Here is a 21,129-nt window from a genome sequence, read left to right on the forward strand (position 1 = left end):
ACTACGTAGATTCGCTTAGCAGTTTCGCTTAGTCTAACAAGCCAATATCTCGGCGGTCATGAACAGAGAAGCGATCAATCAGTGTTCGACTCGCATTGTTGAGTCCTACCACTTTGACATCAATGCCTTCACGTTGCAAGCGCATCACTAGTTTGTCCAAGGTATCAACAGCGCTGACATCCCAGAAATGTGCTTGGCTCACATCAATCTGAATACTATCTACAGCTTCTTTGGTATCGAAACTATGCAAAAACTGGGTGGTAGAGGCAAAGAACACCTGGCCTTGAACATAATAATAACGGGTGTTGCTGCTGTCATCATATTCACTAAAGATGGTTAAGAATTGACCAATTTTATTAGCAAATGCTAAGGCAGATAGTAAGACACCTACGCCGACACCGTAAGCTAAGTTGTGAGTAAAGACGGTAGTCAATACAGTCGCCAGCATAACGATATTAAATGACATTGGGTGTGTCTTAAATTCGCGAATAGACTGCCAGTTAAATGTACCAATCGATACCATAATCATGACTGCAACCAAGGCTGCCATTGGAATTTGACTGACCCACTCGCTCAAGAACACGACCATAATTAGAAGCACAACACCTGCCATCAAAGTAGATAGACGCGTACGACCACCCGATTTGACGTTGATCATTGACTGACCAATCATCGCACAGCCTGCCATACCACCAAAGAAACCTGACACGACATTAGCCATACCTTGACCACGACACTCTTTGTTTTTATCACTTGGGGTATCGGTCAATTCATCGACGATTGTCGCTGTCATCATAGACTCTAAAAGACCAACGATGGCAAGCGCGATAGAGTATGGCGCAATAATCAGCAAGGTATTTAGGTTTAACGGAATGTCAGGTAACAAGAATACTGGTAATGAATCTGGCAAATCACCCATGCTGCCAACATTGCGAATATCGAGATTCATATACATTGCAACAGCGGTCAAACCTACAATACAAATAAGCGGTGAAGGAATGATGCGACCGATTTTAGGGATAAGTGGAAACAGATAAATAATCGCCAAACCAGCTGCCGTCATGATGTAAACAGTCATGCCAACACGCTCAGTCATGGGGTTCAGTTCTGGTAATTGCGCGGCAAAAATCAATATTGCTAAAGCATTGACGAAACCGATAACCACTGAGCGGGAAACAAAGCGCATCAGGTTACCAAGCTTTAGAATGCCCATCACGACCTGAATGGCACCACAAAGCAAAGTTGCGGCAAGCAAATATTGCAGACCATGGTCAGCAACCAAATCGACCATAACCAGTGCCATAGCGCCAGTCGCTGCCGAAATCATACCCGGACGACCACCGACAAAACTGATCACTACCGCGATACAAAATGAGGCATATAAGCCAACCTTTGGATCGACACCAGCGATAATAGAAAAGGCAATGGCTTCTGGAATAAGGGCTAGGGCTACAACCAAACCCGATAAAACGTCACCGCGAACATTGGAAAACCACTCGTCACGCAAGTTATCAATAAAAGATGTCATAAGTAAACTACATAGGGTTAGAGGCAAAAAAAGTAATCATTACTCATTTATAAAATGATCGCGTCGCTAATAATAGCTATTCATTTTTCTTTTACTTCAACATGCACTAGGTCATGTTGCTGTGTTGGATTGTGAGAAACTAATAACCAAGATATCTAACTAATAACCGAGGTATCTAACTAATAATCAAAGTATCTACTGATTTTTTTGGTATCAAAAATACGCTCATCAATAATCAATACGATGATAAGGGCAGTAAATTACCTAAAAATATTTTTTAAAAGATTGCTTAAAATAGGCGACTAGATAGATGTACCTACAATAATATATAGAGTCAGCAATCACTTGCTGTAGTAGAAGGTGATATATCACTCGTCAAATTATCAAAATTGTCTGATACACCCTTATCACAACAAGAATCGTTGATGAAGAGGCGTGACAATAGCGCGATAAATGTGACAACATGCTAAACTAAAATGCTTGAGCAATGTGCTCAGCAAAATACTGATAAATATTAATCAAGCTGACTATTATAGCATTAGCCACTTAATATAAAAACAGGCGAATAATAGCATAAACTCATAAAAAATCAGTACCGAAACCTGAACGATGGCGTTAAGATGCTGCATATCTTAGCGGCGTCGTTTAGAGTCGCTATACAGCATACTTATTTGATGCAATTTTTCTCGTTTAATAGAAGGAATAGATATGACCACTAACACAGCAACAGAAGCCTTACTTCATAAGGGTAGTGGTCTACAAGTCGTGGTCGGTTTGGGGCAGTCTGGATTGTCAGTCGCGCATTATCTGGCCAAGCAAGGCTATCAAGTCGCAGTCACTGATGCTCAAGTTACCCCTAAATTGGCCGATCAGTTGCCAGCCGAGGTTGAGATTCGCCAGTTTGGTGCGATAGATGCCGATTTATTGCAGCAAGCGGCTCGTATTATTATTAGCCCAGGTATTTCTCTTGAAACTGCCGCAGTAGCTGCTGCTCGCCAAGCCAATATTCCTGTAGTTAGCGATATTCAACTGTTCTGTGAAGCGTGTACCGTACCCATCGTAGCGATTACAGGTTCTAACGCCAAAAGTACGGTCACTACGTTAGTTGGTCAAATGGCGGCAGATGCTGGCGTTAATGTGGGTGTTGGCGGCAATATCGGTGTACCAGCTTTAACATTGTTAGATAATTCTGATATGGAACTTGCGGTACTTGAGTTGTCTAGCTTCCAATTAGAAACCGTTACCAACTTGGGCGCAAAGGTAGCAACTGTGCTCAATATGTCGCCTGATCATTTAGATCGTCATGGAGATATGCTTGGCTACCATCAAGCCAAACATCGTATCTTCCAAGGTGCCAAGTCGGTGATGATTAACCGTGAAGATGCGCTCACTCGTCCATTGGTCGCAGACAACCTACCGAGAATTAGTACGGGTATTCATGCCCCTGATAAAGGTCAGTATGGTCTGATTACCGACACAGAGGGCCAAACTTATCTTGCTCGTGGTACAGAACGATTACTGTCGGCAGACAAACTGTTGATTAAAGGTCGTCATAATCTACTGAATGCGCAAGCGGCTCTGGCACTTGGCGAGCTTGCAGGATTGCCGCTAGAGAGTATGCTGACCACTTTACAGCAGTTCACAGGTCTTGAACATCGCTGCCAATATGTGGCCAATGCTGCTGGTATTGATTATTTCAATGATTCTAAAGGCACCAATATTGGTTCGACCATGGCCGCTATCGAAGGCTTGGGCGCAGTCTATGCGCCAAAAGACGGTAAGCTACTATTGATCCTAGGCGGGCAAGGCAAAGGGCAACAGTTTGGTGAATTAACGCCTTTTATCAATCAATATGTGAGCCAAGTCTTGTTCATTGGTGAGGATGGTCAGCAGATTGAACAACATCTCAGAGCTGCGAAATTGAGTGATGATGTCGCACTACATCAGTGTCAGACACTAGAGAACGCATTTGCGACTATTCAACAAGTCACTACCAGTAGTTTATCGCAAGTACAAGCTGTATTGCTGTCACCCGCTTGTGCTAGCTTTGACCAATATAGTGGTTATGCGGCTCGCGGTGAACACTTTAGCCAACTGGTCAATCAATTAGACACCGCACAATCAGAAGCTTGATAGGTAGTCGAATATATTAAGCAGCTATATAGGTTGGCATAGCAGATGTCTATTCTCTAGCAACAGCCAGTATTTTCTGGATAAATGATTGTTTTGCTTATAGATTGCTGCTACTGTCAAGCATATAATCCTGATTACTAAAATAGGTGCTAGCTCAGGCGTTTGCCGATGGTTAAGGGCTTTCTATCATCTATCTAGTACGATTTACTTTATGATTTTTTAAACGGTGGCGTTTCATAGACGCCGTGTTTTTTCGTTTGTTAGTGTATATAAAATTATGGCGCTCTCTTCTTTTTTTCGTTCCTCGCCCCAAACCAAGCAAACCTCTGGCTCAGATGGTGTCCTATCTATGCCATCAGCGCGCGCAATTTTATTATCAAGCGTCGGCTGTATGATGGTGCTTAGTTTGCTGATGGTTGCTTCTGCTTCTATTCCTTTTGCGCTTAGCCGCGGTATGACCGAGCTGTATTTTTTCAAAAACCAGCTGTTGTATATGACGATTGGTTTAATCGTTGCGGTCATTCCTTATTATGGCGTGTCTTTACGCACCCTATATAAGACCGAGACCCAGTTTGCTTTGTTAGGCATCACAGGGCTATTACTGGTTGCCACATTGTTTAGCACACCAATTAATGGCTCCAAACGCTGGCTCACACTAGGCGGCTTTAATTTTCAGGTAGCTGAGTTAGCCAAACTGGTCATGATTGTGTTTGTATCTGACTTTGTGGTACGCCGATCTTTTGAAGTTCGTAATGGCCTAGATGGTTTCTTACGAATTATGTTGGTAGTCGCGCTGATAACGATACTGTTATTGTCACAGCCAGATTTCGGTTCTTTTGTCGTCATTATTGGTACGCTGTTCGCGATTTTTTATATTGCTGGGGCACCTTACAAGCATTTCTTAGCATTGGGTGCTGCTGCTGTTGGCGGAGCTGTATTGATGGTGACTACGGCAGAGTACCGACTGGTGCGTGTGATGTCGTTTATGGATCCATTTGACGATGTGCAGGATACTGATTATCAGCTGGCACGTAGTTTGATCGCCTTTGGCCGTGGGCAATTCACGGGTGTCGGCTATGGCGAAAGTGTACAGAAACTGTCGCATTTGCCTGAGGCACATACGGATTTCCTATTAGCCATTACGGGTGAAGAGTTAGGGTTCGTCGGTGTCAGCATGGTACTGATACTGGAAGCACTGATCATCGGTAGTGCGATGCGGATCAGTTACAACGCGCTAAAACGTCGTCAAATGCGTATGAGCTATACCGCTTTCGGAATCGGTGTGGTATTTATTGCCCAGACGATTATTAACGCTGCGATGAATATGGGCGCCATTCCAACCAAAGGTTTGACTATGCCGTTCTTTAGTTATGGCGGATCGTCTATGTTGATTAGCTTGGTTATGGTCGCGCTATTATTGAAGATATATAAAGAAAGCCCTGAAATTGAGAAAAGCCAATGCCGTTATTACTAATAGGCTCTATATATAATAGTCTCTGCATAGCTTCAGATTTTCGGTAAATAGTGTTTAGCATTATTGCAATAAAAGCGTCACTCTTAGTGGCGCTTTTTATTGTCTATTTTACGGCTGTTGATGTATTAACTATTTGTTAATAAGACAAATTTAACTGCTGCTTGCCTTGTAGTGGGGTGTTATCCCATTGAGCAATAGCTTGTTTAAGCATATTTTCTGGGGTATCGATATCGACCTTTGGTTGCTGCAGTAGCGATAGAGCTTCAGCAATAAGTTGACTCGAATCTGATGTGTCGATTGGTTGAGCAAGGTTTTGCTTAGAGAGCTTTTGGCCATCAGCATTATTAATCAATGGCAGATGATACCATTGGTCAATAGTGGGTAGGCGCGCGGCTTGCATGATACCGATTTGCGCCGTCGTCATAGGTAGAATATCAAGGCCACGCATGATATGAGTAACCTGCTGTAGACCATCATCGAGGCTGGCTGCCAGTATATAGTTAATCATGTTATCCTGACGACGAGCGACCATATCGCCTAACGTCTGCTGCGGATTATCCCATTGTAGTCCCTGAATACCATCATTGAAGCCAATCCGATAGTCTGGTAGCTGAATACGTAGCTTATGCTGTTGTCTATCAAAGTCAGCTGCCACACAGCGACGTGGATAGCGCTGCCGATTTGGCTGTAATTGGCTAATTGATGAAACTTGTTCGTCTAATAATGTCTGATCGGTCGCCGCGGTTAAGCTGGCATTACTATGGTTTCTACTTATCTCTTCTTGCGCCCAGTACTGCTCTAAGTCTTTACGGGAACATTGGCAGCCATAGGTCAACGGCCGCAGATATGATGATAGATAATCGTTATAGATATCAATGCGCTCAGACTGATAAATGACATCACCATCCCAATGTAATCCAAGTGCCTCAAGATCCATCAAAATTTGCTCAGTGAACTGTCTATCACAGCGTTCAGTATCGGTATCTTCCATACGTAACAGCCACTTACCACCGATTGATTTGATATGGCAAAAGCTGGCAAGCGCGGTGGTTAGAGAGCCAAGATGTAACTCACCCGTTGGTGAGGGCGCAAAGCGGCCGATAGGCTGTGATGGTAGCGTTTGAGTTGGCATGACGGTAGGCATTGTTTTCAAAATAAATGGCTGTCTATAAAAGGTAATAAAGATAGAATAATAAATATGAGTATCAAAAGATATTCATTAAATGAGATTGTTTTGTTAGTAATGTCATTATTCAGGCGATTGTATTTATCAGAGCAAAGTCAGTAACGCAGCAAAATAGTGACAGTCTAAAATACAAAAAGCGACCTATTATAAGGTCGCTTCTGCTTACATTCATATCTGTAATATCTGATCTAAGCGCCTTGGTTTTGACGTTCTTTGATTTCAGATAAGGTTTTGCAGTCGATACATTGAGTTGCGGTTGGACGTGCTTCAAGGCGACGTAATCCAATCTCTACACCACAAGTCTCACAAAATCCATAGTCATCATTTTCGATTTCTAACATAGATTTGTCGATTTTGCGGATAAGTTTGCGCTCACGGTCGCGAGTACGTAATGCCAATGCAAACTCTTCTTCTTGAGTGGCACGGTCATTGATGTCTGGCATGGCGCTTGACTCATCTTGGATGTAGTTTTTGGTACGATCCGCTTCGCCAATCAGTTGGTTTTTCCAATCCAATAAAATAGCCTTAAAGTGCTCCAACTGCGCATCAGACATATACTCTTCGTCTTTGGCCGGCACATAAGGAGTAAATTTAACTTCACTCGGATTCGTGGTCAGGGTGCTCATATGGGTATCCTACTTTTTCAAATTAATTCAATAAAACGACGTATCAAAAGACAAGACGTTATTAATGCTACAAACGCTACAATTTGTCCTTTTATCAAACGTTTCACCACTTGGTAATACAAGTAACACAGCTGATCAAATAATATCGTAGACTTTATATCTTGACAGTTATATACCGATTGTTAGATAGGTTGTTATACAAACTTCGGTTTGAATAATACTGTCTAAAGCATGCCGTAGGTCATTGATTGTGAAAACTGAGCTTGTGGTTAATGGGCCATCCTAGCTATCGTGCAGTGGCTTCATATTAGATATTGGGCCACCCTTGCTTTATTTCATAAGTTGTATCATTGTTTGTAATAATAATGAAGTGATTTTTTATATTGAATGCATATTTTGTTTGTTCATCACTGCATTTTTGATTAGGAATTATTGACGAAAGCTATAAGTATAAAGGGCTAATGGTTATACTATTCCCAATAATTCTGGGCATCAAGTATCCAGTCTTTCAACCCAGCTTGCAACTGTTCCATTGTTGGCTAATTGCAACCAGCGATATCCTGGTAATGCATGCTCATCATAAGAGAAATCATCTTCATAGGGTTTGAACTGATAGCAGGTAGATGGCGTGCTATACACCGTGACGTCTTGGCGCAGTCGAACTTGCTCTTGGTGAGTATGGCCACTGATCACCACTTGTAGCTGTTCAAATGGTGCCATATGCTGCCAAAAGCTCTCAGTGTTTTCTGCCATATGGGTGTCAATCCAGTCAGAATCAACTGGAACAATATGATGGTGTAGGGCGATTAATGCGGGCTTATCACAGGTGCTGAGTCTCTCACATAGCCAATTGATATCAGTAGGCGTGATCTCGCCTGCGACCTTACCAGAAATGGAGGAGTCTAATAACAACAGCTGCCAGTATTCAGTCTCAATGACATGACGACTTAACAAACGTGAGTCAGCAGGCTGAGCGACAAGCTCTCGCTGAAAAAACGGCAAGTCTTTACCATTCTCGTCCGTCACATCATGATTACCAGCAATACAAGCAAAAGGAATCTGAGTCGCTTGTAATACAGTAAAGATATGATCGTAAATTGAAGACTTTACTCGATTGACCAAGTCACCGGTCACAATAATCAAATCACAGCGAATATCTTCACTAAGCGCCTGCTGAAGCACGGCTTCAAAACTACGCTGACAAGTTACGTCATCACTATAGGTGTTACTTTCATCAACAAAGACAGGCGTCGATAAATGCAAATCAGTAATTTGTAAAATATTTATTGTTTGGTCGGAGGTGCTTAACTTATTGGCAGGATAGTTTGGCATTGGTTCAGTCCCTTATCGAATCACAACAATAATTATTGTTAGCGCGAGTATGGATAAATGAGCTACTATTTTTCACTGGGTATTTATAATTATTATCAATCTACTATAAAAGAGCACAGTGTTTGCCTTGAGCTTACTTTAACTCGAATCAACGATATTTATACTATTAACTAGTAATATCAAAGTTAGAGCCAACTTATAGTAATATTGAACTAAAGTATTCATTATATTAATAAAATAAAGTCGAACAAAAAGATAGCGAAAAACAGTCGTGTTTTATTTATTATAACGTATTTACAGCGACGCTAACTAAAGTTTTATCTTTATTAACTTCGAAAAAATGAGTGCAGTAAAAAATAAAGCCGCTAATATCAAGACGATAGAAAGACCTGTCTGAATATCTAGCCAAATACTGCCCCACACACCAAGTGTCACACCCAGTTGAGCGATTATCAACGCTATAATCACCATTTGTTTTGGCGATGCTGACCATAGACGTGCGGTCAGTGCAGGTAGCACTAATAATCCGCTAATTAATAGACTGCCAACCGCCTGTAATGCAATCGCACAAAACCCTGCCAGTACACCCATAAAAAACAGCCGTTGCCGTGTTGGGTTGATACCTTGAATACGTGCCAATGCTTCATGCGTTGCCAGCTTGATTTGCGCAGGCCAAATGTAGATAAGCAGTCCCAAGCCAGCTAATACGCTACCAGCAAGCAAAGGCAAATCTGCCCAATCAAGATCTAATAAGTTGCCGAACAAAAACCCGAGCACATTGGCCTGTTGGTCAGTCAATTGGGTCAAAGCCAGCAAGCCTAGGCATAAGAGCGATACCGAAACGACTGCCAGTACAGCATCCACTGGCAGACGCTCATCATCAATCAATACCAGTCCCAGTACGACCATGACACTGATCAATGCAATGCCGATACCCATTGGCAGTTGCCACCACACAGCCAAAGCCACACCTAGCAACGTGCCATGGGCTAAGGCATCGGCGAAGAATGCCATACGCCGCCACAATACCAAGCAACCTAACGGCGCTGATAATAACGCTAATATACTGCCAGCGATCCAAGCAGGCGCAATGATGGCTAACCAAGCAGTCATAATGAATGTCCGTAAAATTTTTTATAAAAGAGTAAAGCCGTATTATTTATATGTTTAATAGTTTTGGCTTTAATGAGCTGGATTTTGGCGATTTTGAGCCTTGATTACTAACGCTATAACTCGCTTGGCGCATGGTGTTCACAGGCATGAGGCTGATGCACGTATGGCTGCTCATAATGATGACCAAATAGCTTTTGAAATTCAGTACTAATGGCCAGCTCGCTTGGTTGTCCTTCACAGCAAATATGCTTATTCAAACAAATGACGCGGCGGCTGCCTTTCATGACCCAGTGCAAATCATGAGACACCACTAGCATGGCGCAACGTAAGAAATCAGGCAGCTCATCAATAAACTGATATAGCCAAACTTCAGTATCGGGATCGAGACCTTGCATCGGCTCATCTAAAATAAGCAAGTTAGGTTTGTCTAGTAGCGCTCTAGCTAGCAACACGCGCTGCGTCTCACCACCTGATAAATGCAACATCTGCCGTGACAGTAAATGCGTTAATGATAAGTTATCAAAGATAAACTGTCGCTGCTCAGAGGTTAAACGTTTTTTATCTGCTTGCCCCAACAAGTCGCAGACACGCAGTGGTAATATCGGTGGCACAGCAAATCGCTGCGGTACATAACCAAGCCGTAGCGGCTTATGTGCTGTCATAGAGCCATCAGTTGACTCAATCAAACCTAAGATGAGTTTGACTAGTGTTGATTTACCAGCGCCATTGGGACCGATAAGACTGACCGTCTCATTAACAGCAATGTCAATATCGATGTGAGAGAGCAGGCGTTGAGGCCCAATATGGTAACTGATATTGTTTAAGCTCAATAATTTGTCAGCATTACTCACAGTACTGCTATTCGCAACAGTAGTATTTAACTGATTAGAAGGTAGGGTAGAGATATTCATAATATGACAACGCATAGTTAAATAGACAATCGACGAATCATGCTTAAAACGCTCACAAAAACCACAGTAGTTTTAATTTTACTGGCAAGCTTGGCAACGACCGCTAAGCTCAATGACGCTACGCTCAACCACAAACCCCACATCTTGCTCGGCAAAGCTCATCATTTCCTGAACGGGCAGGCTGCTGCATTCTTGCACCCGTTGACACTGATCGCAGATCAAAAATGCGGCTGTATGCTGGGCGCGAGGATGACAGCAAGGAACATAAGCATTAATAGAGGTTAATTGATGAATCAACCCTTCACTTAGCAAAAATTCTAAACTGCGATAAACCGTTGGCGGCGCGACATTTTTCGGCGTGCGTTTTTTGGTTATCTTAGTTTCTACCGACACTGTTGGTGAACTCGCTACTTTTTGAATATTACTATCATTAGGTATAGACAGTCGCATTTGCTGCAACTGAGTGATTAGGTCATAAGCGCCAACGGGCTGATCTGCCTCCAAGACTAATTGGTATATCTGCTGACGCAAAGGCGTAAAGCGCGCGCCATTTAGACGGCAATGCTCTTTAGCTGCTGCTAAGCGTTCATGAACATCATGCGGAGTCAGATCTTGCACATCATGCAAATGTTCGCAGATCGATGAAGTAATAGACATGGTACAAGCTCCTAAAAATAGCATGGTAATCGCATGACGTTTTTTATGATAGCGTTTTTTATTGTTATAGTATAACATACTACTATAAGAAATGAGTTAATTTTCTTATAGTAGTCTTGTATATCTACCCTTTTTACAGGAGTGGGGCAGGACACTATTACTTGTACGTTCGTTATCCAACAATGCTATCTAACAATAAAAGAGCTTACTATGAACGCTGTTTTTACTTACTCCGTACGTTCGCTTATCACATTACAGCGCTTGCTAATGACAGGACTGATCGTTCTAGGAACTTTCACACTGAATGCACAAGCTGCAACGGTCAGTGTTAGTAATTATCCGCTATTCTTGTTAAGTGAAGCAGTAACAGAAGGCGCGCCATCAGCCAATCGACTATTGCAAGCGGGGGAGGTGGGTCATCATGGTAGTATCAGCCCAGGTGATATCAAAGCAATCAAAGACAGCAAGTTCGTCGTATGGTTCGGTGAGCCGCTAGAAAACAATCTAGCAGCAAGTCTAAAAACAGCCCCAAATGCCATTGCTTTATTTGAATTCGATGCATTCAATCGTCAGCCCTTACGTGATGTAAAGGGCGGTACCATCGCGGGTACACTAGATCCACATATTTGGCTAGACCCTGAAAATGCCAAAGCCATTACTCGCGCATTGGCTGTGATTCATAGTCATGCCAATCCGCAATATAAAGATCTGTATCAAGCTAATGCGAAAAAATTTGCACAGCAACTAGACAGAGAAGTTACTGCATTTGAGCAAACCTCTATTCAGAGTGCCTCAAAAACACGACCTTATTGGGCTTATCATGATGCTTATCAATATATCGAAGACAGCTTACACTTAACGCTCGTTGGCAGCCTGAGCGTAGATCATCATCTATCACCTAAAGCAAGCCAACTACGTTGGTTAAATGAGCAACGTCCAGCCAAGCAAATGTGTTTGGTCAGTCCAAGTGAGCCAGCAAAAGGCTTACTTGCGAAATTGCAGCCAGTGAAGAGTACGGTACAACCAGAAGACATGAGTAGTAGCGATGACTTTATCAGCGGTTGGCAGAGTATGGCCAAACAGATATATCAATGTATTTCGTAATGTAGCCAAAAACAGCAATTTGCTCAGATTGATTGAGTTGGTTGTATAGCTTCGCTTCAAGCATTTATTACAGACTACATAATATAATAATCTTAGCAAAATGCGTTAGGTGACTGATAAAAGTCATATTTTACTTGCTTAATAGTTACGCTCTACCTATAATAAGTAGCGTTTTATTTTGGCCGAAAGGTAATGCCTGTAGAGTAAGTCATTCACGGATAAAATTATCATAAGTATGATATATTGTCCCAATGCTGTAAGGGCTATAGGAATACCGATGACCAAGCCTGCCAAACGCACGCAAAAAGACAAGATTGGCATCTATATTAAACGACAAGCATGGATACTATTTATCCTTATTATCATTGCTTGGTTAGTAGATACTATTTGGTTACATAGTGAGCTTACGATAGCAAAAAGCACTGCAATTGGTGCGCTACTAAGTTTTATCACTCAAGCAGTATTTGCGTTTTTTATTTTTTGGTACACCGGATATCGCGCGCGCCAACACATCGTTAGCCAGCTATATCGGGGTCAAATGTCAAAATGGTTATTGACCGTGTTTGGTTTTGCACTAATTTTTATTACCGTACAACCCCTATCTGCGCCAGCGCTGTTTATCGGTTTTATGGTAATGCAAATTAGTCACAGTTGGATGTTGTGGCATATACGCTAGCGCTAATAAATGATCGCTAAACAGATGGTTTATTAATAGTACTGGCAAGTCACCCTGCCGTCCAGCTTCTCTATGACTAGTTCGAAAAGTCGAAGCACAACGCTGTCTTAGGATAGCACCAGTGATTGTAAAGACCGCACTATGAGTCTCAATGTTAGACGTAGTATGCAGTGAGAGGGTAGGGGTTATTCAACTATCTGTATTGCTGATAATTAGAGTGCTGTTATCTAATTATGGTTAGTAGCTATATTAGCAAGTAAAACTGGTGGCTAACTTATTCATACAGTGGATAAAAAAATCACAATTGACTTTACACGAATACAACGCTGCATTAATATAGGCGGCTAAATATTTTGCTTATAAGCGCTACATTAAGCGCCGATCGTAAAAAACGGTCAGTGGGCGAGCACATATATAATAATTTTGCGTATAAAAATGCAAGGGCTATTACTGAGTTATCATAAGCCCTTTTTTGATAGCTAAAATTTATCTCACGCTATCAAATATTGCATATTAGTAATAGAACTATGGGTTGGATGTTGTTGGTTACATGAGTGATTTAGTACGGTCTATTTGTCTGCTTAATAGCAAGATAGATATAAATACTACACCTCATCAGATGACAACCATATTTTTGGTAGTTGATTAAATCGTTGATTAATAAGAAGCTTACATTATGGCATCCGAGCAAACATCATCAGAATATATCTCTCACCACTTAACGAATTGGACGTATGGCTATCTGCCGGGCGAAGGTTGGAAAGTTGCTCATACTGCTGAAGAAGCAGGAGCAATGGGCTTTAACGCTATCCATCTTGATTCTATGCTATGGTCGATTGGTCTAGGTATCTTATTTTGCGCCGTCTTTTGGATGGTCGCCAAAAAAGTCACTTCAGGCGTGCCAGGAAAAACTCAGGCAGCAGTTGAGATGATCGTTGAGTTTGTTGATAACAACGTTCGCGATTCATACAGTGGTACATCAAAACTGATTGCGCCATTGGCGTTGACCATTTTTGTCTGGATCTTTTTGATGAACTTGATGGATTTGATACCTGTTGATTTCATTCCAGGTATTGCTGGGCAAATCGGTGCCGCTATGGGCCATGATCCACATCATGTTTTCTTTAAGATTGTTCCAACGACTGATCCTAACATCACGCTTGGCATGTCGTTCTCTGTCTTTGCACTGATTATCTTTTATAGCATTAAAGAAAAAGGTTTGGGCGGCTTTATCGGTGAGTTAACACTGCATCCGTTTGGCGCCAAAAACCCAATCGTACAAGCGATTTTGATTCCCATCAACTTCATCCTAGAAGCAGTTACTCTAATAGCCAAACCTGTATCACTTGGTCTGCGTCTATTTGGCAACATGTATGCTGGGGAATTGATTTTCATACTGATTGCTCTAATGCCGTTTTGGATTCAATGGGCGTTATCGGTACCGTGGGCTATCTTCCACATCTTAGTTATTACACTTCAAGCGTTCGTATTCATGATGCTGACGATAGTTTACATGTCGCTTGCATCATCAACTGAACATTAATTAGACATTCAATAGGTAAATGAGGATACATCAATGGATCCAGTATTAGGTGGTTACACAGTTATCGCAGTAGCACTACTTATCGGTCTTGGCGCACTTGGCACAGGTATTGGTTTTGCTATTCTAGGTGGAAAATTCTTAGAAGGCGTTGCGCGTCAACCAGAGCTTGGCTCACAATTGCAAACTCGTATGTTCATCGTAGCAGGTCTTCTTGATGCTATTCCGATGATCGGTGTTGGTATTGCTATGCTATTGTTGTTCGCTAACCCTCTAGCAGGTTAATCCGAAAGCTCAGTTGTAAATGTTTGGTATTCGGAGACTTTCTATCAAATATAGTCAAGATTTGACTACCAAACATGATCAATGAAACTGATTTTTCATTAACAAAGAGGTGATCACGTGAATATCAATTTTACCCTCGTCGGTCAAGCCATTGCTTTTGCAATATTTGTGATTTTTTGCATGAAATTCGTGTGGCCACCACTTATCGGTGCCATCAATGAGCGTCAGCGTAAAATTGCTGAAGGTCTGAATGCCGCAGAAAAAGCAAAAGCAGATTTGGCGACCGCGGAGCAAAATGTCCAGCAGGAACTTGATCTTGCAAAGACCAAGGCTGCTGCTCTAATCGAGCAAGCGAACAAGAGTGCCAATCAGCTCGTCGAAGATGCAAAATCGCAAGCCCAAGCGGAAGGCGAGCGCATTCGTCAACAAGCGCAAGCATCTATCGATCAAGAAATCAATCAAGCGCGTGAATCATTGCGTGCCCAAGTTGCTGAACTGGCTGTACTTGGTGCAGAGAAGATTTTGCAAGACAAAGTCGATGTGCAAAAACATGCCAGTATGTTAGACCAACTGGCGGCGAAGCTGTAATTGTGAGGATATAATGGCTGACTTATCAACCTTAGCACGACCGTACGCTAAAGCCGCGTTTGACTATGCCAACGAAAACGGCGCAGTCAACGAGTGGGAAAACTTCTTACTTGTCGCTAGCACTGTTGTCAATGACAAGTCGTTCAGTACTTGGCTAGACAATCCAGCTGTTTCTGCTGAGCATAAGTCAGCTGCTTTGGTCGATCTTTATGACTCACAAGTAGCCGGTGATAGCGACTCTGCTTTTAAACAGCTACTGGGCGAGAGCAAAGGTTCTCGCTACGGTAACAGTATTAGCTACCCTAAAGTATCACCCCAGCTCAATAATTTTGTTAAGCAGTTGGCGCAACAAGAGCGTCTGGCGCTGCTTCCTGAAGTTTATGAGCATTATCGCCGTCACAAGGCAATAAGCTTAAAGCAGCTTGACGCATATGTGACTTCTGCCTACCCATTGACTGATGAACAGCGTCAAATGCTGCAAACGCGTCTTGCTACCTCGCTAAATGCCAGTGTAGTCATTCATGAATCAGTTGATCCAAGTCTATTGGCAGGCGCTACAATCAAAGTCGGTGACAAAGTCATTGATGATTCGATGCGCGGCAAGTTACAACAGTTAAAAACACAGCTAACTGCCTAATGCTATTTATCGATGCAGTCATGATAGTGTCTGCGTGACAGTAAGAGCATTTGAGTCAGTGGGCGGGTTATCATAAATTAAAGGAAACAAGGCAATGCAACAATTGAATCCAGCGGAAATCAGTAATCTGATTAAGCAGCGTATTCAAGACCTTGATGCGGGTGCAACTGCAAAGAATGAAGGCACGATTGTCAAAGTATCTGACGGTATCGTGCAGATTCATGGTCTTGAAGATGCCATGTACGGCGAAATGATTGAGTTTGAAGGCGAAATCTACGGAATGGCTCTAAACTTAGAGCGTGATTCTGTTGGCGCGGTAGTACTTGGCGATTACCTAAAGCTGCAAGAAGGTCAAAAAGCCTATTGTACTGGTCGTATTCTTGAAGTACCAGTAGGTCCTGAGCTGTTAGGCCGTGTTGTTGATGCTTTGGGTAATCCTATTGATGGCAAGGGTCCGATCAATGCCAAGATGACTGATAAAGTCGAAAAGATCGCTCCAGGCGTTATCGACCGTCAATCAGTAGATCAACCAGTAATGACTGGTTATAAAGCCGTTGATACCATGATCCCAATCGGTCGTGGTCAGCGTGAGCTTATCATTGGTGACCGTCAGACTGGTAAAACAGCGATGGCTATCGATGCGATCATCGCACAGAAAGCTTCAGGCATTAAATGTGTATACGTGGCTATCGGACAGAAACGTTCGACTATCGCTAACGTAGTACGTAAGCTTGAGCAAACTGGTGCACTAGAATATACCACTGTTGTGGTTGCTTCAGCATCAGAGCCTGCAGCACTTCAGTATATCGCACCGTACTCAGGTTGTACGATGGGTGAATACTTCCGTGACCGCGGCGAAGATGCACTGATTGTATTTGATGACTTATCAAAGCAAGCAGTTGCTTATCGTCAGATTTCACTACTATTACGTCGTCCGCCAGGTCGTGAAGCTTATCCTGGTGACGTATTCTATTTACACTCACGCCTACTTGAACGTGCATCACGTGTAAATGCTGATTATGTAGAAAAGTTCACTAACGGTGAAGTGAAAGGTAAAACTGGTTCTCTAACCGCACTACCAATCATTGAAACACAAGCTGGTGACGTATCTGCATTCGTACCAACCAACGTTATTTCGATCACTGATGGTCAGATCTTCCTAGAGTCTAGCTTATTCGCCTCAGGTATCCGTCCAGCAGTAAACGCTGGTATCTCGGTATCTCGTGTTGGTGGTGCTGCTCAGACTAAGATCATCAAAAAGCTATCTGGTGGTATTCGTACCGCTCTAGCTCAGTATCGTGAACTAGCAGCATTCGCTCAGTTCGCATCAGATCTTGATGATGCAACTCGCGAGCAGCTTGATCATGGTGAGCGTGTGACTGAATTGATGAAGCAGAAGCAGTATCAGCCGATGTCAATCTCTGAGCAAGCAGCCGTTATCTATGCTTCAAACGAAGGCTTCTTAGCTGACGTACCTGTCGAAAAGATTGGTTCTTTCGAAGAAGCGTACCTACGTTATATGCATGATGAGCAAAGTGAATTGATGCGTGAGATTGATGACACTGCGAACTACAATGATGATATCGCAGGTCGTTTAAAGTCATCTCTAGAGACCTTTAAACAAAATCACAGTTATTAATTTAACGGGTTAAGCCGAATTGGTTATAACTGTAGCTTAGAGCTGATAAAGTGGCGCGTTGTCTGACCAGATATTTGCGCCACTGTTTTAACCATTATCGGTATTAGATCGCGTAATGCCACAAGATATAAAATATTATTCTGTAGGATTGATGTTGTATATCAAACGATTGTCGCATGCGCCAATGCTTTTTAACCCTCTTATATTGGAATCATTATGGCAAGCTTAAAAGAGATACGTGCCAAAGTCACCAGTATTAAAAGCACCCAGAAAATTACTCGTGCTATGCAAATGGTAGCGGCAAGTAAAATGCGCCGTGCGCAAGAGCGCATGGAAGTGGGTCGCCCGTATGCTGATAGTATGCGCCGGGTTATTTCACATTTGGTGCATGCCTCATCAGACTACAAACATCCGTATATGGTATCGCGTCCAGTCAATAAGGTTGGCTATATTGTCATTACCTCTGACCGTGGCCTAGCGGGTGGTTTGAATATTAACTTATTCAAAGCCCTAACTAAAAGTATCCAAGATTATCAAGATCAGTCTGTACAAGCTGAGTTTGCAGTCATCGGTGCCAAAGGTGTGAGTTTCTTTAAAAACTTTGGTGGTAAAGTTACATCGGCTGTGACCGATTATGGCGATAAACCAACGTTTGAACAATTGAATGCACCGGTTCAAGCGATGCTTGAAGACTATAGTAACGGCAATATTGACCGTATCTATGTGGTCTACAACCGATTCGTCAATGCGATGACTCAAAAACCAACAGTCAATCAGTTGGTTCCTCTACCAGAGCAGTCATTCGATGATGAAGACAGTGGTCTACAGACAGAACTTAGCTGGGATTATATCTACGAGCCTGACATCAAGACGTTAATTGATGAATTGCTTGGTCGCTATATTGAGTCGATTGTTTATCAAGCGGTAATGGAAAACATTGCCTCTGAGCAATCTTCACGTATGGTTGCGATGAAAGCGGCAACAGATAATGCTGGTGACCTTATTAACGATTTACAGTTGGTTTATAACAAGCTGCGTCAAGCGGCGATTACCCGAGAAATCTCGGAAATCGTTGGCGGTGCTGCTGCTGTTTCATAATTGACTACACCTATATATAGAAGTTCAAGGAGAACGCAATGAGTAGCGGTCGTATTGTACAGATTATTGGCGCGGTTCTTGACGTTGAGTTCAACCGTAATGAAGTTCCTCAAATTTTTGATGCCTTGCAAGTAGACGGTACCGAAACTACCCTAGAAGTACAGCAACAGCTGGGTGACGGTATTGTACGTACTATTGCAATGGGTTCAACCGAAGGTTTAAAGCGTAACCTACCTGTTACTAATACTGGCGCACCTATCTCTGTGCCTGTAGGTACTGGTACGCTAGGTCGCATCATGGATGTTCTTGGTCGTCCTATCGATGAAGAAGGTCCTGTTGTTGCTGACGACAAATGGTCTATCCACCGTGAAGCACCAAGCTACGCGGATCAGTCAAACAGCACTGAGCTACTAGAGACTGGTATTAAAGTTATCGATCTACTTTGCCCATTCGCTAAAGGTGGTAAAGTTGGTCTGTTCGGCGGTGCTGGTGTTGGTAAAACTGTTAACATGATGGAGCTGATCAACAACATCGCTCTAAAACATGAAGGTTTGTCAGTATTTGCTGGTGTTGGTGAGCGTACTCGTGAAGGTAACGATTTCTATCACGAAATGCAGGAAGCTGGCGTTGTAAACACCGAAGACTTCAGTAAGTCTAAAGTAGCAATGGTATATGGCCAGATGAATGAGCCACCGGGTAACCGTTTACGTGTTGCACTGTCTGGTTTGACCATGGCTGAATATTTCCGTGATACCAAAGATCCTGTTACTGGCAAAGGTCGTGACGTACTATTGTTTGTTGATAACATCTACCGTTATACACTAGCGGGTACAGAAGTATCAGCACTACTTGGTCGTATGCCGTCAGCGGTTGGTTATCAGCCAACACTAGCTGAAGAGATGGGCTTACTACAAGAACGTATTACGTCAACTCAGTCAGGCTCTATCACTTCAGTTCAGGCGGTATACGTACCTGCGGATGATTTGACCGATCCATCACCTGCTACAACGTTTGCTCACTTGGATGCAACAGTTGTACTAAGCCGTGATATCGCATCACAAGGTATCTATCCTGCGGTTGATCCATTGGATTCAACATCACGTCAGCTAGATCCACAAGTAATCGGCGAAGATCATTATAATGTTGCTCGTGGTGTTCAGGAAGTTCTACAGCGTTATAAAGAGCTTAAAGACATCATCGCTATCTTGGGTATGGATGAGCTATCAGAAGAAGATAAACTGGTTGTTTATCGTGCTCGTAAGATTCAGCGCTTCTTGTCTCAGCCATTCCACGTAGCCGAAGTCTTCACTGGTGCACCTGGTAAATACGTACCACTACGCGATACCATTGCTAGCTTTAAAGCAATCATCGCTGGTGAATACGATGACCTACCAGAGCAAGCGTTCTACATGGCTGGTAGCATCGATGAAGTAGTCGCTAAAGCTGAAAAAATGAAGTCTAAGTCAGCGTAAGTTGTATGAGCATAAGCTAACGAGTAGATATAATATAAACCTTGTATCTACTCTTCAGTAACGCATCGCAGTTTTACTGTTTTTTGATCGCGCTTTGATGGTAAGGAATTAAGTATGGCAACGTTACAATGTCGCGTCGTAAGTGCTCGTGAAGAGTTGTATTCAGGCGAAATTAGCATGTTAATAGCTACTGGTACCGAAGGCGAGATTGGTGTATTGCCAGGTCACACACCGCTTATTACTTTGCTAAAGCCAGGTGCAATGCGAGTGCAAACACCAAACGGTGAAGAAGAAGTAATTTATGTCTCAGGTGGTGTACTAGAAGTACAGCCTAAGATGGTTACGGTATTGGCTGATACAGCCATGCGTGCACACAATCTTGACGAAAGCAAAATTGTCGAAGCACGTAAAAAGGCTGAGCAAATGTTAGTTAACCAGTCTGATACGCTACAAACCAATGCGGCTTTGGCCTCACTTGCAGAGTCAGTGGGACAATTACAGACTATTCGTAAGTACAAAAACCGCGCGTAATTTATTACTGATAGCTCTAGCTAATAATTTAGAGTTGTCGCTAGAAATAATGATAAAAAGACAGTCCATTATATGGGCTGTTTTTTTTATGTCTATTCATTATGAAATTAACGGTTCTGCATTGAATACATATGATTATCACTTGGATAATATTTGTGGCAGTTCACTCTATTCTCAGGAAAAATCTTTTATTATCAATGAATCATCGTCCATTGGAATTTTCTTAAAAAGACACTGGCGACAAGGGTAATATATGGTTATATTAGACATAACGTATTATAAGTAACGAGCAGTAACTGTACGCGATAACGTTGGCTCGATGGTTTGGCTAATCAGCAAACGATAGATAATACAAATTGCGATGTAGTAACGAAGTAATTGGCATAATTTCTGGACGCAAACTAAAGTTTTGATAGGGGTAGTTTATAGGTTTTGTTACCGACTATAAGCTATAGTATAGGAAGCTGATAATTTAATAGTATACTGTGCTACCAAGTTTGTAACAGCTATACGAACATCAATTGTGCCACTATATGGTGCTATTAATTTTACCGCTCTTACTTTTACTGCTTTTAAATTAGATGTATTAGAGGATATAA

19 protein-coding genes are annotated in these 21,129 nt (G+C 42.4%); 12 read left to right on the plus strand and 7 right to left on the minus strand.

Annotated features, from left to right (window positions below; genetic code table 11):
* Nucleotides 1-28: 28 nt before the first annotated feature.
* Complete coding sequence (locus tag QO187_RS07930) at nucleotides 29-1,528, minus strand: SulP family inorganic anion transporter (RefSeq protein ID WP_371547927.1); 1,500 nt, start codon at nucleotides 1,526-1,528, stop codon at nucleotides 29-31.
* A gap of 708 nt (nucleotides 1,529-2,236) precedes the next feature.
* On the opposite strand from QO187_RS07930, the gene murD reads away from it, so the two are divergent.
* Nucleotides 2,237-3,661 (plus strand): UDP-N-acetylmuramoyl-L-alanine--D-glutamate ligase, encoded by a 1,425-nt coding sequence (gene murD / locus QO187_RS07935; protein ID WP_371547929.1) that lies wholly within the window; start codon nucleotides 2,237-2,239, stop codon nucleotides 3,659-3,661.
* 277 nt (nucleotides 3,662-3,938) lie between these two features.
* A complete protein-coding gene (gene ftsW, locus QO187_RS07940) occupies nucleotides 3,939-5,135 on the plus strand; it encodes a putative lipid II flippase FtsW (RefSeq protein ID WP_185156599.1) in 1,197 nt (398 codons plus the stop codon).
* A 136-nt stretch (nucleotides 5,136-5,271) separates the two neighbouring features.
* Here ftsW and gluQRS read toward each other — a convergent pair whose 3' ends face one another.
* The 6 genes from gluQRS to QO187_RS07970 all read right to left on the minus strand — a co-directional run bounded on the left by gluQRS (nucleotide 5,272) and on the right by QO187_RS07970 (nucleotide 10,960).
* A complete protein-coding gene (gene gluQRS / locus QO187_RS07945) occupies nucleotides 5,272-6,267 on the minus strand; it encodes a tRNA glutamyl-Q(34) synthetase GluQRS (protein ID WP_371547932.1) in 996 nt (331 codons plus the stop codon).
* Between the two features lie 242 nt (nucleotides 6,268-6,509).
* Nucleotides 6,510-6,947: an RNA polymerase-binding protein DksA gene (gene dksA, locus QO187_RS07950; protein WP_057762021.1), complete on the minus strand. Its 438-nt coding sequence runs from the start codon at nucleotides 6,945-6,947 to the stop codon at nucleotides 6,510-6,512.
* A gap of 492 nt (nucleotides 6,948-7,439) precedes the next feature.
* The gene (locus QO187_RS07955; protein ID WP_371547934.1) at nucleotides 7,440-8,279 is read right to left on the minus strand and encodes a metallophosphoesterase; all 840 of its coding nucleotides are present in this window, start codon (nucleotides 8,277-8,279) and stop codon (nucleotides 7,440-7,442) included.
* A 309-nt stretch (nucleotides 8,280-8,588) separates the two neighbouring features.
* Entirely contained in the window at nucleotides 8,589-9,392 is an 804-nt protein-coding gene (locus QO187_RS07960; protein WP_114701802.1) for a metal ABC transporter permease, read from the minus strand.
* Between the two features lie 113 nt (nucleotides 9,393-9,505).
* Entirely contained in the window at nucleotides 9,506-10,303 is a 798-nt protein-coding gene (locus QO187_RS07965) for a metal ABC transporter ATP-binding protein (RefSeq protein ID WP_165598212.1), read from the minus strand.
* 78 nt (nucleotides 10,304-10,381) lie between these two features.
* A complete protein-coding gene (locus tag QO187_RS07970) occupies nucleotides 10,382-10,960 on the minus strand; it encodes a Fur family transcriptional regulator (RefSeq protein ID WP_165598211.1) in 579 nt (192 codons plus the stop codon).
* 210 nt (nucleotides 10,961-11,170) lie between these two features.
* On the opposite strand from QO187_RS07970, the gene QO187_RS07975 reads away from it, so the two are divergent.
* From QO187_RS07975 to QO187_RS08020, 10 genes are all read left to right on the plus strand, one after another.
* Nucleotides 11,171-12,064, plus strand: a complete 894-nt coding sequence (locus QO187_RS07975; RefSeq protein ID WP_371547936.1) for a metal ABC transporter solute-binding protein, Zn/Mn family — start codon at nucleotides 11,171-11,173, stop codon at nucleotides 12,062-12,064.
* A gap of 277 nt (nucleotides 12,065-12,341) precedes the next feature.
* A complete protein-coding gene (locus QO187_RS07980) occupies nucleotides 12,342-12,740 on the plus strand; it encodes an ATP synthase subunit I (RefSeq protein ID WP_102092097.1) in 399 nt (132 codons plus the stop codon).
* Nucleotides 12,741-13,416: 676 nt separating this feature from the next.
* Entirely contained in the window at nucleotides 13,417-14,283 is an 867-nt protein-coding gene (atpB, locus tag QO187_RS07985) for a F0F1 ATP synthase subunit A (RefSeq protein ID WP_101205957.1), read from the plus strand.
* Nucleotides 14,284-14,316: 33 nt separating this feature from the next.
* Nucleotides 14,317-14,565: a F0F1 ATP synthase subunit C gene (gene atpE, locus QO187_RS07990; RefSeq protein WP_010197960.1), complete on the plus strand. Its 249-nt coding sequence runs from the start codon at nucleotides 14,317-14,319 to the stop codon at nucleotides 14,563-14,565.
* A gap of 117 nt (nucleotides 14,566-14,682) precedes the next feature.
* Nucleotides 14,683-15,153 (plus strand): F0F1 ATP synthase subunit B, encoded by a 471-nt coding sequence (locus tag QO187_RS07995; protein WP_101205956.1) that lies wholly within the window; start codon nucleotides 14,683-14,685, stop codon nucleotides 15,151-15,153.
* A 13-nt stretch (nucleotides 15,154-15,166) separates the two neighbouring features.
* Complete coding sequence (locus QO187_RS08000) at nucleotides 15,167-15,790, plus strand: F0F1 ATP synthase subunit delta (RefSeq protein WP_371547939.1); 624 nt, start codon at nucleotides 15,167-15,169, stop codon at nucleotides 15,788-15,790.
* Nucleotides 15,791-15,884: 94 nt separating this feature from the next.
* A complete protein-coding gene (gene atpA / locus QO187_RS08005; RefSeq protein ID WP_201601534.1) occupies nucleotides 15,885-17,429 on the plus strand; it encodes a F0F1 ATP synthase subunit alpha in 1,545 nt (514 codons plus the stop codon).
* A gap of 216 nt (nucleotides 17,430-17,645) precedes the next feature.
* Nucleotides 17,646-18,527 carry a F0F1 ATP synthase subunit gamma gene (gene atpG, locus QO187_RS08010; protein WP_102093132.1) on the plus strand — a complete coding sequence of 294 codons (882 nt, stop codon included), beginning with the start codon at nucleotides 17,646-17,648 and terminating at the stop codon, nucleotides 18,525-18,527.
* Between the two features lie 38 nt (nucleotides 18,528-18,565).
* Nucleotides 18,566-19,999 (plus strand): F0F1 ATP synthase subunit beta, encoded by a 1,434-nt coding sequence (gene atpD / locus QO187_RS08015; RefSeq protein ID WP_101205954.1) that lies wholly within the window; start codon nucleotides 18,566-18,568, stop codon nucleotides 19,997-19,999.
* 114 nt (nucleotides 20,000-20,113) lie between these two features.
* Complete coding sequence (locus QO187_RS08020) at nucleotides 20,114-20,530, plus strand: F0F1 ATP synthase subunit epsilon (protein WP_057761996.1); 417 nt, start codon at nucleotides 20,114-20,116, stop codon at nucleotides 20,528-20,530.
* Nucleotides 20,531-21,129 lie beyond the last annotated feature (599 nt).

This window comes from Psychrobacter sp. Arc9 (genome assembly GCF_041431295.1).
Classification (GTDB): Bacteria; Pseudomonadota; Gammaproteobacteria; order Pseudomonadales; family Moraxellaceae; genus Psychrobacter.